This is a genomic window from Citrobacter sp. Res13-Sevr-PEB04-36 (assembly GCF_015672735.1).
GTDB lineage: Bacteria > Pseudomonadota > Gammaproteobacteria > Enterobacterales > Enterobacteriaceae > Citrobacter.
The window spans coordinates 66237-81931 of sequence record NZ_JADABY010000069.1; the positions used below are offsets into that span (position 1 = coordinate 66237).

Genomic DNA, 15695 nt, shown 5'->3' on the forward strand with positions numbered 1-15695 from the left:
GGTCATTCTCCGTACAAAAACCAGACATAAAAAACCAACCGTAGAAGGTTGGTTTTTTTGGGGAATTTTGGTCGGCACGAGAGGATTTGAACCTCCGACCCCCGACACCCCATGACGGTGCGCTACCAGGCTGCGCTACGTGCCGACACTATGGCGCTAATACTACTGCTTTCCACCACGATTGCAAGAGGATGGTTTACTAACTGATTTATAATTAATCAGTTAGCAATAAATCGTTTCTCATCCGTCAGGACCTGTAGCAGCAGGCTTAACTGTGGTTTCTGGTCTTTAATCTTCTCGCCGTGCAAATCATAGGTCTGATAATTACCGTTGTTGCTGAGCACCAGTGTCATCTCTGGGGTGGTAACCGCCATTGTACTGCCATCGGCTGCCGTAACCCAATAATGGCGGCGTGTGGCATTAAACAGATCCTGACCCTGTGAATATTCGTTTGCTGGCGTGCTGACGTGCAGCAGACGCTGCATCAGCGTGGTCATCAGATCGGTATGATCGGTCAGGCTATTAATGCGCTGAGCGGGCGTGCCCGGCCAATGAATAACCAGCGGCACCTGGAGATGGCCGCGCGACCAGTCAAAGCGATTCTCATCCTGCGACAACGGGATACCCCGACCAGCGGTAATGATAACTACCGTATTGTTCAGCTTACCCGAGTCGCGCAGGGCACCCAGGACGCGGTTAATGTTCGCATCTACATCCTGAGCGGCGCTGGCGTAGCGTTTAGCAAAGTTCTTCTGGTTGCTGTCATCAATGTTGGTTCCGTTGAACGAGACCCATGAGAACCAGCGGTTATCTTCCTGCGCGTATCGGCCCAGCCAGTTGATCCATTGGTTCGCTGTTTGTTCGTCAGATTGTGTCTGCACGCTTGGCATGGAGAAGTCTGACAGCAGCGCCTGACGATATAGCGGGCTGGTAAAGCCATCAGAGGAGAATAACCCCAGCTGATAACCTTGTTGATTCAGGGCAGAGATCAGCGCGGCAGGCGTTCTGCTTGCCAGAATACCGTCCATATAGCTTGGCGACACGCCATAGAACAATCCAAAAATACCGTTATCGGAGGTATTTCCGGAACTCATATGGCGCGTGAAAGAAATATTCTGCCCGGCAAATTCCGCCAGGGCTGGCATCTGTTTTTCGAAGCGTGAGTAGTTCAGCCCGTCTACGGTGATCAGCAGGACGTTCTGGCCGGTACCCATGTCACGATAGCGTAAATCGCTAAGCGGATACTGCACGGAGACCGCTTCCGGGTTACCCTGTTCGATCAGGCGGCGCTGATACTCCTGTGCGTCCAGAAGGCCGTGTTTTTCCAGAAACTTACGCGCTGTCATCGGGTAAGACAGCGGCAGGTTTGCGCGCTGCATGGTGATCGGTCGATAGAAATTGGCGTCCGCCCAGATGTACACCACATGCGATGCGATGAATGAAACGAAAAAGAAAGCGGCTAAAGGTTTGGCAAAATGACGGCGACGTGTCAGGCTGCGCAGCTTTTGCCAGCTCCAGGTCGCAAACAACATTTCTATTAGCAGAATAATTGGCACGCTGATGAACATCAGTTGCCAGTCACGCGCCGTTTCGTTCTGATCGGGGTTAATGACCAGTTCCCAGACAATGGGATTAAGATGCAGGTGGAAACGGGTGAACACTTCGCTGTCGATCAACAGCAGCGTCATGCCCGCTGTCGCCAGGATGGCTGACAGGAATCGCATCAGCCTCTGGGACATGACGATAAACGTCAGGGGAAACAGGATCAGCAGATAAGCGGCAAACACCAGGAAACTAAAATGCCCAACAACGCTCAGATAAGAATAGACACGACCTGCAAGCGTTGTCGGCCAGTCGGCGACAAACAGGTAACGGCTGCCGAGCACCATGGCCAACAGAATGTTGAACAAGGCGAACCAGTGCCCCCAGCTAACCATCTGGGAGACTTTCTCACGGTAGCGTTGACGATGAGTTACCATAAACTGTTGTTCGTTTCCCCGGAGCAGGCTCTTAGTGCGCTTGGTCGTCGTTTATCGAAGACTGCAATGCGCGGGCAAATGAATTCGCAATCGCCTGGCGCTGGGCCGGTGCGACGCTTGTATTGATAAGGTTAGTGACCATGTTTCCCAGGACCATCAGGGAAAGATCGGTCGGTGCCTTATGTTTTTCCAGTACGTTGAGCATTTCATTCAGCAATTGTTCAACGTGTTCGTCACTATAGCGGGAAATTTGTGGCATAAATCGAAATCTGTCTGTTCATGAAAGGGCAACATATTACCGTAGCGACAGTTTTTTTTCTGCTTTTTTATCTTCTATTGCGTCACTGCCCGGCAGGTGGTTGAATACCGCCCGGTCTTAAAGGAGAGTTTATCATGAGTCTGGATATCAACCAGATTGCCCTGCACCAGCTTATCAAGCGTGATGAGCAGAACCTTGAGCTGGTCTTGCGCGATTCATTACTGGAGCCGACGGCGACCGTTGTCGAGATGATGGCTGAGTTGCATCGGGTTTATAGCGCCAAAAATAAAGCCTATGGCCTGTTTAGCGAAGAGAGCGAACTGGCGCAAACGTTGCGTTTGCAGCGTCAGGGCGAAGAGGATTTTCTGGCGTTCAGTCGTGCCGCAACCGGGCGTCTGCGCGACGAACTGGCGAAATATCCGTTTGCTGATGGTGGGATTGTGCTGTTCTGCCATTACCGTTACCTGGCGGTAGAGTACCTGCTGGTTGCGGTGCTGAACAACTTAAGCAGTATGCGCGTGAATGAAAACCTGGATATCAACCCAACGCATTATCTGGATATCAATCATGCTGACATCGTGGCGCGTATTGATTTAACCGAGTGGGAAACCAACCCGGAGTCCACGCGATATCTGACGTTCCTGAAAGGGCGGGTAGGGCGCAAAGTCGCCGATTTCTTTATGGATTTCCTCGGCGCCAGCGAAGGGCTGAATGCTAAAGCGCAAAACCGTGGCCTGCTGCAGGCGGTTGATGACTTCACCGCCGAAGCCCAACTGGACAAAGCTGAACGCCAGAATGTGCGTCAGCAGGTATACAGCTACTGTAATGAGCAGCTCCAGGCCGGGGAAGAGATTGAACTGGAGTCCCTGTCAAAAGAACTTTCCGGCGTCAGCGAAGTTAGCTTCAGTGAATTTACCGCAGACAAAGGCTATGAGCTGGAAGAGAGCTTCCCGGCAGATCGCAGCACGCTGCGTCAGTTAACCAAGTTTGCCGGTAGCGGCGGTGGGTTAACGATCAATTTCGACGCTATGCTGCTGGGCGAACGCATTTTCTGGGATCCGGCGACGGACACCTTAACCATTAAAGGTACGCCGCCTAACCTGCGCGATCAGCTGCAGCGTCGTACTTCTGGCGGGAAATAACATGGATGATGCCGGATGGCGGCGTAAATGCCTTATCCGGCCTACATGTCATACGTTGTCATCGGTTAAAAATGGCATAAAAAAACCCCGCCGAGGCGGGGTTTTTCTTCAACTTGTTGGCGATTACGCGCGAACGAAGTCGATGTGAGCCAGTTTCGGCTTGAACGGGTGACGCTGTACAGCCTGAGCTTTAACTTTAACTTCTTTACCGTCAACAACGATGGTCAGAACTTCGCTGTAAAATTCAGCTTTAGCTTGCATGTTCATGATTGAATCGTGATCCAGTTCGATAGCAATCGGGGCTTCTGCGCCACCGTAGATGATTGCCGGGAACTTGTTAGCGGTACGCAGGCGGCGGCTCGCACCCTTACCCTGCTCTTTACGTACTTCAGCGTTAATAGTAAACATTTAAATCTCTCTTTAATAATTCCTGCTACAGGCGACCCAGCAACAGGTAAGTGATCTGCTTTGCGTATGCAAAAGCGGGCGAGATTCTATCCTCAAATGACAGGTACATCAATCAAAAGTACAATTAACCGCGCAATTCATGTGCCCGTCGGAAGCGGCCTTCATAATCAAAGACCTTTTCACGCACCTGCCAGTACTGACCTTTCATTCGCGCAACCACAAAATCGGGATGGCGTAACAGCGCCTGCTGAGCCAGGATGTCGGCGGCGGTTATCCAGCGTAAAGGGATACCGGGTGTTCGGGTGTGAGGTCTGATAAACAACTGCTCAAAGGCGGTGCGCTGAGCGGGGGTGTGCAAACGAAATCGTTCGCTGACGTCGGCGCCGTCCTCGTCATAATAGGTAATTTTCAGCCATTCACCTTTGTCATCCTGACCATGATGCAGTGCCATGCCGCTGCATCGCAGTACCAGTGCATCCTTGAGCCTAAGCGCCGCCTTCAGCATATCGTCCGGATCGACCAGCACGGTATCGCACGCCCGACAGCGGCGAGCGGCAATGTCATTTTCAGCATTGCACTGTGGGCAGTTTTTAAAACGAAAGCGGAAGTCACATTGTTCACGGTGACCGTCATCATCTTCAAACCAACCCTGACAGCGACGGCCAAAGTGTTCGATCAGCGTGCCATCGGCTGTGGTCTTACCCCAGAAGGTGTTAGCAAACCCGCAGGCGGGGCAGAATACCTGCACCGGAACGTTGTCGCTTTTCCCTTTCGGGGCACCGACTTCCGGGGCGTAAAGATCGTGAGGATTGCCCGCATAGTCGAGGATCAGACAATCTGTTTTTCCCGGCGCCAGGCGTAGCCCACGCCCGACAATTTGTTGGTACAGGCTAACGGACTCGGTAGGGCGAAGGATTGCAATGAGATCGACATGCGGGGCATCAAACCCGGTAGTCAGTACGGATATGTTGACCAGATAGCGAAAGCGTTGGGCTTTGAAATCCTCAATCAACACATCTCGCTCAGCGCCAGGTGTGTCGCCGGTGATAAGCGCAGCATCGTCTATGGGCAGCAGGCCAACAATCTCTTTCGCGTGCTCCACAGTGGCGGCAAATATCATGACGCCTTTACGCGTCTGGGCAAATTCGACAATCTGGCTGATGATATGCGGTGTTATCCGCTGCTGTTTTTTCAGTTCATGGTTAAGGTCAGCTTCGCTGAACAACCCATTACTCTGTGCTTGCAGACGGCTGAAGTCATACTGGACGACCGGCATGTCGAGGCGCTCCGGCGGCGTCAAGTAGCCGTGTTTAATCATGTAGCGCAGCGGCAGCTCATAAATGCAGTCGCGAAACAGCGCTTTTTCATCGCCGCGCACCATGCCGTGATAATGAAAATGGTAAATCCAGCCTTTTCCGAGGCGAAAAGGCGTGGCGGTCAGTCCGAGCAGGCGTAGGTGGGGATTGACGTGGGTCAGGTGAGTGAGGATCTGCTGATACTGGCTCTCTTCGTCGTCACCAATGCGGTGGCATTCGTCGACGATCAGCAGGGAAAACTCCCCCTGAAAGGCCTCCAGATTACGCGCTACCGACTGTACGCTACCAAAAACCACTTTGCCGTGGCTCTCTTTACGCTTCAGGCCGGCGGCAAAAATATCGGCCTCCAGTCCCAGCACACAATATTTGGCGTGGTTCTGCGCGACCAGCTCCTTCACATGCGCCAGCACTAATACACGTCCGCGTGCCACGCGTGCCAGTTCGGCAATCACCAGACTTTTACCTGCCCCGGTTGGCAGGACGATGACTGCGGGCGTGCGGTGGTAGCGAAAATGGTTAAGCGTGGCATCCACGGCTTCTTTTTGGTAAGGGCGAAGTGTAAAAGTCATGGTCTCACTAGGGTAAACAATAACAATGAATAGTATGCCACGAATCTTTTTCCCTTGAGGGAAGTTGTTAGCCCGCTATACTGAGCGGAAAACGGCTCCACTTTTCGGGCATAACGCTCGATTTCCGTATTGTTACAGGCAAAATCACACTCATGCGACTTGATAAATTTATCGCTCAGCAACTCGGCGTCAGCCGCGCTATTGCCGGGCGTGAAATCCGTGGTAACCGCGTTACCGTCGATGGCGAAATCGTCAGAAATAGCGCTTTTAAACTGCTGCCAGAACATGATGTCGAATACGACGGTAATTCACTGGCTCAGCAAAATGGCCCACGCTATTTTATGCTCAACAAGCCTCAGGGCTATGTGTGCTCCACGGAAGATCCGGATCATCCGACGGTGCTCTATTTCCTTGATGAGCCTGTCGCACACAAACTGCATGCGGCAGGGCGTCTGGATATCGACACCACCGGGCTGGTATTGATGACCGATGATGGTCAGTGGTCACACCGCATCACCTCGCCGCGCCACCATTGTGAGAAAACCTATCTGGTGACGCTGGAATCGCCGGTAGCGGAAGATACCGCTGAACAGTTTACGCGTGGCGTGCAGTTGCATAACGAGAAAGACCTGACAAAACCGGCGGTATTAGAAGTGATTACGCCAACGCAGGTGCGTTTGACCATCAGCGAAGGTCGCTATCATCAGGTTAAGCGTATGTTTGCTGCCGTCGGCAACCATGTTGTGGAACTGCACCGTGAGCGAATCGGCGCCATCAAGCTGGATGACGATCTTGCGCCCGGTGAGTACCGTCCCTTGACCGAAGAAGAAATTGCCAGCGTTAACTTAACCCCTCGTTAATTTCAGGAGCTAAATGTGACCACCCGGCAGAACTCTTCAATTGCCATTGTTTTTATCCTTGGCTTGTTGGCCATGTTAATGCCGTTGTCGATTGATATGTATCTTCCGGCGCTGCCGGTGATCTCTGCTCAGTTTGGCGTACCTGCGGGCAGTGCGCAAATGACCCTCAGTACCTATATTCTGGGGTTTGCGGTGGGGCAGCTAATCTATGGCCCCATGGCTGATAGCATCGGGCGTAAGCCGGTGATTCTGGGGGGAACGCTGGTGTTTGCGGCGGCGGCAGTCGCCTGTGCGCTGGCGCAAACTATCGATCAATTGATTACGATGCGTTTCTTCCATGGCCTGGCAGCTGCGGCTGCAAGTGTGGTGATCAACGCCCTGATGCGCGATATTTATCCGAAGGAAGAGTTTTCACGCATGATGTCCTTCGTCATGCTGGTCACGACGATTGCGCCGCTGCTGGCGCCGATTATCGGGGGCTGGGTGCTGGTATGGTTTAGCTGGCACTATATCTTTTGGATCCTGGCCGTGGCGGCGATTCTGGCCTCGGTGATGATTTTCACTCTGATCAAAGAGACGTTGCCCGTAGAGCGACGCCAGCCGTTCCGGTTGCGTACTACAATGGGCAATTTCACCTCACTATTTCGCCATAAGCGCGTGTTGAGCTATATGCTGGCCAGCGGATTTAGCTTTGCTGGGATGTTCTCGTTCCTCAGCGCCGGTCCCTTTGTCTACATAGAGATCAACCATGTTTCACCGCAGAATTTTGGCTATTACTTTGCGCTGAACATTGTCTTCCTGTTTGTGATGACCATTATCAACAGCCGCTTTGTTCGGCGAGTTGGGGCATTGAATATGTTCCGCACCGGGCTGTGGATCCAGTTTGCAATGGCGGGCTGGATGGTATTTAGCGCGCTGTTTGGGTTGGGTTTCTGGGCGCTGGTTGTCGGCGTTGCGGCGTTTGTTGGATGCGTATCGATGGTGTCATCTAACGCGATGGCAGTGATCCTCGATGAGTTCCCGCATATGGCCGGCACGGCGTCATCACTGGCAGGAACCTTCCGTTTTGGTATTGGCGCCATTGTTGGCGCATTACTGTCTCTGGCAACCTTTAGCTCGGCCTGGCCGATGATCTGGACGATTGCCTTTTGTGCATCCTGTTCAATTCTTTTCTATCTCTATGCCAGTCGTGCCAAAAAACGGTGATCTAATACACAACCTGGATGCCATTTGGCCTCCAGAGTTGATGTACATCAACCACAAATCCATCTATTTCCCTGGTTATGTTTATTTTATGTAAAATCAATTTATGTAAAAAGTCACATCATTGTAGTTAAAAAGGTTGAGTTAGATCGCAGAAACGCGTACATATAGCCCGGAAAACTGCCAGAACCGTTGAATAAATTTAAATACTGGGTTCGGAATGCGGCATTAGGACAGGGTGTAAACGTTTACGAACTGTCTAAAGACGTATTGTCAATGATGTGTTAATATTGATGTAAAATAATTGTGAAGTAATTGTACTTCCAGGGAAAGAAAGTGATGACATTACAACTCTCAATCGTTCATCGCCTGCCGCAGTGCTATCGTTGGTCGGTGGGTTTCGCAGGTTCAAAAGTTGAACCGATTCCGCAAAACGGTCAGAGCAATGAGAACAGCCTGGTGGCCCTCAAATTGCTAAGTCCGGACGGTGATAGTGCGTGGTCGGTGATGCATAAACTCAGTCAGGCGTTGAGCGACATTGAAGTCCCGTGTTCCGTGCTGGAATGCGAAGGGGAGCCATGTCTGTTTGTCAATCGTCAGGATGAATTTGCGGCGACCTGCAGACTGAAAAATTTCGGCGTAGCCATCGCAGAACCTTTTTCAAACAATAACCCATTTTGAGCGTCAGCTTAGCGCGAGCAGCTGACGCGTATAGGCCTGTTGTGGCGCGTTAAATACGTGCTCGCATTGCCCCTGTTCCACGACCTCTCCTTGCCGTAGCACAATAACCTGATGGCATAACGCGCGCACAACATGCAAATCGTGGCTGATGAAAATATAGGCCAGGCGATGTTTTTGTTGTAATGACTTAAGCAACGTCAGGATTTGCGCCTGGACGGTTCTGTCGAGTGACGACGTTGGTTCATCCAGAATGATCAGCGACGGTTTTAAAATCAGTGCTCTGGCAATCGCAATTCGTTGACGCTGACCACCGGAAAACTCCGCCGGGTAGCGATGCCGCGTGTCGCTATCCAGACCGACTTCGGTCATTACCGCTTTGACCTGTTCTTCGCGTTGTTCGGCAGATAGCACCGGCTGGTGAACGCGTAATCCCTCTTCAATAATCTGTAACACGCTCAGTCGTGGGTTTAGAGATGAGTTAGGGTCCTGAAAGACAACCTGAATGCGGTGGCGTATTGGCAGCAGCTGGCGACGATTTAAGCTATGCAGTGCCTGACCGTCGAACATAATGCGGCCTTTTGAGGCGATGAGCCTCAGCAGTGCCAGACCGGTGGTACTTTTTCCCGATCCTGATTCGCCGACCAGCCCCAGCGTTTCTCCCGGTTTTAACGTAAAGCTGACGTTGTTGACCACCACGTTATGGTCCACCACGCGCTTAAGCAGCCCTTTACGGATAGGAAAAGCGACATGAAGCTGTTCCACTTCCAGCAAGGGCGTTTGTCCGGTGGGCAAAGGCACCGGATCGCCGGTAGGCTCACTGTTGAGTAATTTCTGCGTGTAGGGATGGGCGGGGGCTGAAAGCAATAGCCCGGCGAGATTTTGCTCAACGCACTGACCGTTTTGCATCACCGCAACGGTGTCAGCTAACTTTTTCACGATACTGAGATTATGGGTGATGAACAACAGGCCCATATTCAGCTCGCGCTGAAGTTCACGCAGCAGCTGCAGGATCTGCGCCTGCACGGAAACGTCCAGTGCAGTGGTGGGTTCGTCGGCAATCAGCAGTTCAGGTCGAGTGAGCAGTGCCATGGCGATCATCACGCGCTGACGCTCACCGCCGGAAAGTTGGTGTGGGTAATCCGCCAGGCGTTTGGCTGCATGACGGATCCCGACGCGATCCAGACAGGTCAGGATCTCCGCCCGCGCGGCTTCCCGACGCATCCCCCGGTGCAGCGACAGTACCTCATAGAGCTGTTTTTCCAGGTTGTGCAGCGGGTTTAGCGACACCATCGGTTCCTGGAAAATCATGGCTATTTTGTTGCCCCGCACGCCGCGTAGCGTTTGCTCGCTGGCGTGGAGTAATGATTCACCGTGAAAGCGGATATCACCGGCAAGATAGACCGCAGGAGGCGTGGGGAGCAAACGTAAAATCGAGAGTGCGGTGACACTTTTACCTGAGCCGGACTCGCCCACCAGCGCCAGTGTTTGCCCGGCGTCGACGTGCAAAGAAATCGAATTTACTACAGTGCGCACGGTTCCCTGCTGACGAAAACCGACCGATAAATTGTCAATGGCTAACAGAGGTTGCGTCATTTTATACCGCCTTGTTGGGGTCAAACGCGTCTCGTACCGCTTCACCAATAAAGATCAGCAGTGATAACAACAGGGCTACCGACACGAAGGCGGTGATCCCAAGCCATGGTGCCTGTAAGTTGTTTTTACCCTGCAATAGCAGTTCTCCCAGAGACGGGGAGCCGAGAGGTAAGCCGAACCCCAGAAAATCCAGTGAGGTAAGCGTGGTAATTGAACTACATAAAATAAACGGCAAGAAGGTCAGGGTGGCGACCATCGCATTTGGCAGCATGTGGCGCAGGATAATGCTACGGTCGCTCACACCGAGTGCCTGTGCGGCACGGATATAATCAAAGTTTCGCGTGCGTAAAAACTCCGCTCGCACTACGCCAACCAGGCTCATCCAGCCAAACACGACCGTAATTGCCAATAGCCACCAGAAGTTGGGTTGGACGACGCTGGAGAGCAGGATTATTAAAAATAGCGTCGGCATCCCGGACCAGACTTCAATGAAACGTTGCCCCCACAGGTCCACCTTTCCGCCGTAATAGCCCTGCAGCGCACCGGCCAGCACACCCATGACGCTTGAGCATAGGGTTAACATCAAACCAAACAGGATGGAAATGCGGGTCCCGTAGAGGATGCGCGCCAGCACGTCGCCACCATTGGCATCGGTGCCCAGCCAGTTTTGTGCGGACGGCGGGGAAGGGAAGGGCGTGTTGGTCGCAAAGTTAATGCTGGTCGCACCAAAGCGCACTGGCGCCCACAGGATCCACCCCTGGCTCTCCAGACGCTGTTGCAGCCATGGATCCTGATAATCTGCTTTGGTGGCTAACGGGCCGCCGAAGTCGCTTTCACTGTAGTTTTTGACCAGTGGAAAGTACCAACTGCCGTCATAGCGCACCAGCAGCGGTTTATCATTGGCAATCAGCTCAGAACACAGGCTTAAGCCGAACAGCAGCAGAAAAATCCACAGCGACCAGTAACCTCGGCGATTATGGCGAAAACGCGCCCAGCGGGCCTGATTGACGGGGCTTAAGCGCGACATTAGCGTCCCTCGAAATCAATACGCGGATCGACCAGCGTATAGCTAATATCACTGAGGATATTGAGCAGCAGACCGATCAGCGTGAAGATATAAAGCGTGCCAAACATCACCGGATAGTCGCGTGACACGGTTGATTCATAGCCCAGCAATCCCAGCCCGTTCAGTGAGAACATCACTTCAATCAGCAGTGAGCCGGTGAAAAACATACTGATGAAGGTGGCCGGGAAACCGGCTATCACCAGCAGCATGGCGTTGCGAAAGACGTGTTTGCGCAGAATATTTTTCTCGCTAACGCCTTTGGCTCGCGCAGTAACGACATATTGTTTGCGAACTTCATCCAGAAAGGAGTTTTTGGTTAGCATCGTCAGCGCGGCAAACCCGCCAACCACCGTTGCCAGCACTGGCAGGGTAATATGCCATAGATAATCGGTGATTTTCTGATACCAGGGCAGGGCGTCAAAATTGGCGGAAACCAGACCGCGTAGTGGGAACAGGTCGTAATAACTGCCTCCGGCAAAGAAGACGATTAATAAAATGGCAAACAGGAAGGCGGGGATGGCATAGCCGATGATAATAAATGCGCTGCTCCACACGTCAAAGCGGCTGCCGTTGTACACCGCTTTACGGATGCCGAGTGGGATCGACACCAGATAGATGATGAGCGTGCTCCATAATCCCAGCGTGACGGAGACGGGCAGGCTGTCTTTGATTAACGTGAGGACCGAGGCACTGCGAAACAGGCTGTCGCCAAAGTCGAAGCGGATATAGTCCCAGAGCATCTTGAAATAGCGTTCGTGAATCGGCTTATCGAATCCGTAACGGCGGGTGATTTCAGCAATCACTTCTGGATCCAGGCCGCGGCCACCGCGATAATTACTGTCGCTGATATTCCCGACGCCGGTCTGTGCATGGCTGGCTCGAACGCCTTCACTGCCTGCACCCGGCAGCGCGCCGCTTTGTCCGAACTCAATGGCGGCGACGGCCTGCTCGACCGGGCCGCCTGGGGCAATCTGTACGATAAAAAAGTTGATGGTAATGATGGCCCACAGCGTCGGGATCACCAGCAGCAGTCGTCGAATCAGATATGCGCCCATTTATTCTCCCTGTCGTTTGGCAGCGGGAAGTTTGGCCGCTTTGTTGACGTCATACCACCAGTTGTCTACGCCGATGGTATAAATCGGGCGAACGGCAGGCTGCGAAAATTTATCCCACCATGCCAGCCGATCTTCGGCCATAAACCACATCGGCAACATGTAATAATTCCAGGTCAATACCCTGTCCAGCGCCCGTCCCAGCGGGATAAGTTTTGCTTTATTGCCTTGTGCCGTAACGATCTGGCTAATCAGTTTATCAATGACCGGGTTTTGCACACCGGGGGCGTTATAGCTGGAATCAATGTACTCTGAAGCCCATAGAATTTGCAGATCCGAGCTTGGCCATGGCATCGCGCGATACAGCCTTGGCATCATGTCATAATCACGACTGCGCAGGCGGTTAGTGATTTGCGAGTTATCGACCTGGCGGATGTTCATCGTAATACCCAGTCGCTGCAAATTGTGCTGGAAGGGCAATACCCACTGGCTGTTACTGCCCGCCGGAAGTAACAGTTCAAAGGTCAGCGGTTTGCCACTGATGCTGTTGACCCGCTGCTGCCCCTTCAATATCCATCCCGCCTTGTCCAGTAGCGCACTGGCCTTCAGCAGGTTTTCACGATCGTAACCGTCGCCATTTGACTTCGGCGGTTGATAGATTTGGCTGAAGACCTCGGGAGGCAACTCTTTTTTCATCGGTGCGAGTAACACCAGTTCATCCGCGTCGGGGTAATTTTTGGCGGCATACTCGGTATTCTGGAAATAGCTGCTCGTCCGGCTCCAGGCATTATAAAACAACGCCTTATTCATCCATTCAAAATCAAAGGCCAACGTGATCGCCTCACGTACACGCCGATCAGTGAATACCGGACGCTGGATGTTAAACGCGAGCCAGCGAGTATCCTGCGCCGATTCATTTTTTTGTTCGGCTTTGACGATGTAATGTTTTGCGAAGTTCTTGCCGGTATAGCGCGTTGCCCAGTTTTTGGCATCGTTCTCAAGACGCAGGTCAAATGCTCCGGCCTTAAATGCTTCAAAGGCCACGTTGTCATCAAGGTAATAGTCGTAGCGGATGGTATCAAAGTTCCAGCGTCCACGATTAACCGGCAGGTTAGCGGCCCAGTAATCTTTGACCCGCGAGTAGACGATATATTGTCCCATCTTCCACTGGGTGATGCGGTATGGTCCGCTGGCGAGTGGAGGAGAGGATAGCGGATCGCTGAGTTTGTGATCCTTCCAGTATTTCTCTGGCATCACCGGTAATGAAAACAGGCTAAGCATGTCTTCTTTGCCCGGTTTGGCTAACTCAATACGTACGGTTAGCGGGGCGATCGCTTTAACGGTGGTCCCTTTGTATACCAGACGGAACTGCGGCACGCCTTCGGTCATAAATTTGTGGAAGGTAAAGGCAACGTCGCGGGCGGTGATCGGCGACCCATCGTGAAAACGTGCCCGCGGGTTAATGGCGATTTCGACCCATGAATAATCGTCAGCGTAGCGTGCTCTGTCGGCGATGAGCGGGTAGTAGCTGCCTGGTTCATCGTCGGAGGTGGTAAACAGCGCATCGTAAAGCGATTCGGTGCGTGCTCCGGGGTTGCCACGCATTGAATAGCGGTTGAAATTGTCGAAGGTGCCGATGGATGAGAGCGTGATCTGCCCCCCTTTCGGGGCTGCGGGATTCACATAATCGAAGTGCGTAAAATTGAATGCGTACTTGGGTTCGCCCAGAACGGAAAATGCATAGCTTTCTTTGATGGACTGAGCCTGAGCGCTAAAACCGATAACGGCGAAAAACAGCAGCATTACGCGAGCGATCATATACAAGTGGTTTCCTTTTCTTGTCACTAGCCGACGGACATCATGTCCGAGTCCTCAAAGGGGGCCTGCGAGTATAACGGATAGACGCATCGTACAGTGCGATCACCACTTTGGCATATCTGGCTTCGCCATCCAGCGTACAAAATCAGCAAGCTTTAACGGGCGACTGATCCAGTATCCCTGGAAAAAATGCACCCCGCGATCGCGTAGCCATCGGGCCTGCTCCAGCGTTTCGACCCCTTCAGCAACTGTCAGCATATTAAGGCGTCTGGAGAGTGTCAACACGGCATCCAGTACCGGTGACGTTAGCGTCTCTGTACCAATGGCATTGATAAACCCGCGATCGATTTTCAGGTAATCGACGGTAAAGCGCTCCAGATAGATAAGTGCGCTATGGCCAGTACCAAAATCATCAATGGCAATTTCGAATCCGGCAGAATGTAGCCATTCAAATAATTTGGTTGCCTCACGCTGATCGAGCATATCTCGTTCGGTGATTTCCAGCACTACCTGAAAATAGTTTGCGGGTAACGCGGTGCTCAGATCCTGAATATCTGCTTTGAAGCTCTCACCATGCAGATGCGAGGGGGCGATGTTGATCCCCAACTTTGCGCTTTCGGGTAGTACCTTCAGCAGGGTAGGGGCATCACGGGCCACCAGCTTAAAGAGATGCTGCGTCAGTGGCACAATCATTTGCTGTGATTCAGCATAGTGAATAAAGGCATCTGGCGGGATCTCGCCCGTTGTCGGATGACGCCAGCGTAATAAGACCTCTACACCTTTTACCTCTAGCGTTTGCGTCTCCACGACCGGTTGGTAGACCACATAAAACTGATTGCGCTTGATGGCGGTCTGAATATCTTTCCCGGGTCGCAAACGGATGTTGTAGATGTAGTACCAGAGCAGTAGGGCAGCAATAATTCCGGCCATACATCCCAGCATGATGGCATACCCGATATCAGTATAAGTCCAGTCTTCTGCGTACAGTCGAATGGTTACCGGCAGACCTTCTATCGTTGCCTGTCGTGCAGAGGAGGCATCCGGAAGGTCAGATACGGGCATCAGGTGAGCTGAGAATGTCGAAATGGCCGTTTTGCCAAAGATGATAGCAATACCGTCAAAATCATCCTGCCGGGCGGTATAGAGTAGATAAGGCGCCAGATTGATATTCAGTGAGGTAAATATACCGCTGTTAGCAAGTCCTGGATGACGATACCAAATCATTATCGCCGGCTTATCAGGCACCATAGGCGTACCAGGAAGTAGGGCTACATCAATATCGCGGTGGATATTAATTGACGGTATCAGTACCTGAATAGGGGTGTTCATGGGGCCGGTTGCGGAAGAGCAGAATGCGATGTTGTCTCTTACCAGTAAAAAAGCCCGCACATTCAGGCTAAAGGCCGCGCTGGACGTCAGTTTTGTGGCAACCTGCTGGCAACTGTCTGTGACCAGAGGTTGAAGTTCATCTGTCGTGGTTTTAAGTTCTGAGAAGTAACTTTTGATGTAACTCTGGATATCGGAAAGTAACGTGTCGTACTTCACTTCTTGTTTGTGCCAGGAGACGAAAAATTGCAGGGTACTGACGAGTACAGCGACAATGAGCCCCGTCAAAATACAGGTGATCAGGATTTTCCGACCAGAAGAAGAGGCACGTTTGAACATGGTTTTTTATGTTTACCTGAAGTAACCGCTTATTATTAAACCGCTTAATTTGTAAGACTATAGCCTGGATTGACTCGTATAGTG

Annotated in this window: 13 protein-coding genes and 1 tRNA gene; 4 read left to right on the forward strand and 10 right to left on the reverse strand. The window is 52.2% G+C overall.

The window, feature by feature from the left end; translation table 11 throughout:
• Positions 1-68: 68 nt before the first annotated feature.
• The 3 genes from IMQ48_RS20130 to IMQ48_RS20140 form a co-directional block, all read right to left on the reverse strand.
• Positions 69-145: transfer RNA gene (locus IMQ48_RS20130), tRNA-Pro, on the reverse strand.
• A gap of 73 nt (positions 146-218) precedes the next feature.
• Positions 219-1979: an LPS biosynthesis-modulating metalloenzyme YejM gene (yejM, locus tag IMQ48_RS20135; RefSeq protein ID WP_196210395.1), complete on the reverse strand. Its 1761-nt coding sequence runs from the start codon at positions 1977-1979 to the stop codon at positions 219-221.
• A 31-nt stretch (positions 1980-2010) separates the two neighbouring features.
• On the reverse strand, positions 2011-2238 hold the full coding sequence (locus tag IMQ48_RS20140) for a YejL family protein (RefSeq protein WP_096756447.1): 228 nt from the start codon (positions 2236-2238) through the stop codon (positions 2011-2013).
• Positions 2239-2372: 134 nt separating this feature from the next.
• Between IMQ48_RS20140 and yejK the strand changes: the two genes are divergently transcribed.
• Positions 2373-3380 (forward strand): nucleoid-associated protein YejK, encoded by a 1008-nt coding sequence (gene yejK, locus IMQ48_RS20145; protein ID WP_005129293.1) that lies wholly within the window; start codon positions 2373-2375, stop codon positions 3378-3380.
• A 123-nt stretch (positions 3381-3503) separates the two neighbouring features.
• On the opposite strand, the gene rplY is transcribed toward yejK, so the two are convergent.
• Positions 3504-3788, reverse strand: a complete 285-nt coding sequence (gene rplY, locus IMQ48_RS20150; RefSeq protein ID WP_045445132.1) for a 50S ribosomal protein L25 — start codon at positions 3786-3788, stop codon at positions 3504-3506.
• A gap of 124 nt (positions 3789-3912) precedes the next feature.
• Positions 3913-5673 carry a DEAD/DEAH box helicase gene (locus IMQ48_RS20155; protein ID WP_196210396.1) on the reverse strand — a complete coding sequence of 587 codons (1761 nt, stop codon included), beginning with the start codon at positions 5671-5673 and terminating at the stop codon, positions 3913-3915.
• Between the two features lie 152 nt (positions 5674-5825).
• Here IMQ48_RS20155 and rsuA point away from each other — a divergent pair, with 152 nt between their 5' ends.
• The 3 genes from rsuA to IMQ48_RS20170 all read left to right on the forward strand — a co-directional run bounded on the left by rsuA (position 5826) and on the right by IMQ48_RS20170 (position 8417).
• A complete protein-coding gene (rsuA, locus tag IMQ48_RS20160) occupies positions 5826-6533 on the forward strand; it encodes a 16S rRNA pseudouridine(516) synthase RsuA (protein ID WP_135321260.1) in 708 nt (235 codons plus the stop codon).
• A 15-nt stretch (positions 6534-6548) separates the two neighbouring features.
• Positions 6549-7739: a Bcr/CflA family multidrug efflux MFS transporter gene (locus IMQ48_RS20165; protein WP_196210397.1), complete on the forward strand. Its 1191-nt coding sequence runs from the start codon at positions 6549-6551 to the stop codon at positions 7737-7739.
• A gap of 333 nt (positions 7740-8072) precedes the next feature.
• A complete protein-coding gene (locus IMQ48_RS20170) occupies positions 8073-8417 on the forward strand; it encodes a YejG family protein (protein ID WP_029139605.1) in 345 nt (114 codons plus the stop codon).
• A gap of 3 nt (positions 8418-8420) precedes the next feature.
• Here IMQ48_RS20170 and yejF read toward each other — a convergent pair whose 3' ends face one another.
• The 5 genes from yejF to IMQ48_RS20195 form a co-directional block, all read right to left on the reverse strand.
• Positions 8421-10010, reverse strand: a complete 1590-nt coding sequence (gene yejF, locus IMQ48_RS20175; protein WP_196210398.1) for a microcin C ABC transporter ATP-binding protein YejF — start codon at positions 10008-10010, stop codon at positions 8421-8423.
• Position 10011: 1 nt separating this feature from the next.
• The gene (locus IMQ48_RS20180) at positions 10012-11037 is read right to left on the reverse strand and encodes an ABC transporter permease (protein WP_196210399.1); all 1026 of its coding nucleotides are present in this window, start codon (positions 11035-11037) and stop codon (positions 10012-10014) included.
• The gene (locus tag IMQ48_RS20185) at positions 11037-12131 is read right to left on the reverse strand and encodes a microcin C ABC transporter permease YejB (protein WP_196210400.1); all 1095 of its coding nucleotides are present in this window, start codon (positions 12129-12131) and stop codon (positions 11037-11039) included. The genes IMQ48_RS20180 and IMQ48_RS20185 overlap by 1 nt, the downstream gene beginning before the upstream one ends.
• Positions 12132-13946, reverse strand: a complete 1815-nt coding sequence (locus IMQ48_RS20190; protein ID WP_196210401.1) for an extracellular solute-binding protein — start codon at positions 13944-13946, stop codon at positions 12132-12134. It lies immediately after the preceding gene.
• A gap of 102 nt (positions 13947-14048) precedes the next feature.
• Positions 14049-15611 (reverse strand): cyclic di-GMP phosphodiesterase, encoded by a 1563-nt coding sequence (locus tag IMQ48_RS20195; RefSeq protein ID WP_196210402.1) that lies wholly within the window; start codon positions 15609-15611, stop codon positions 14049-14051.
• Positions 15612-15695: the final 84 nt, after the last annotated feature.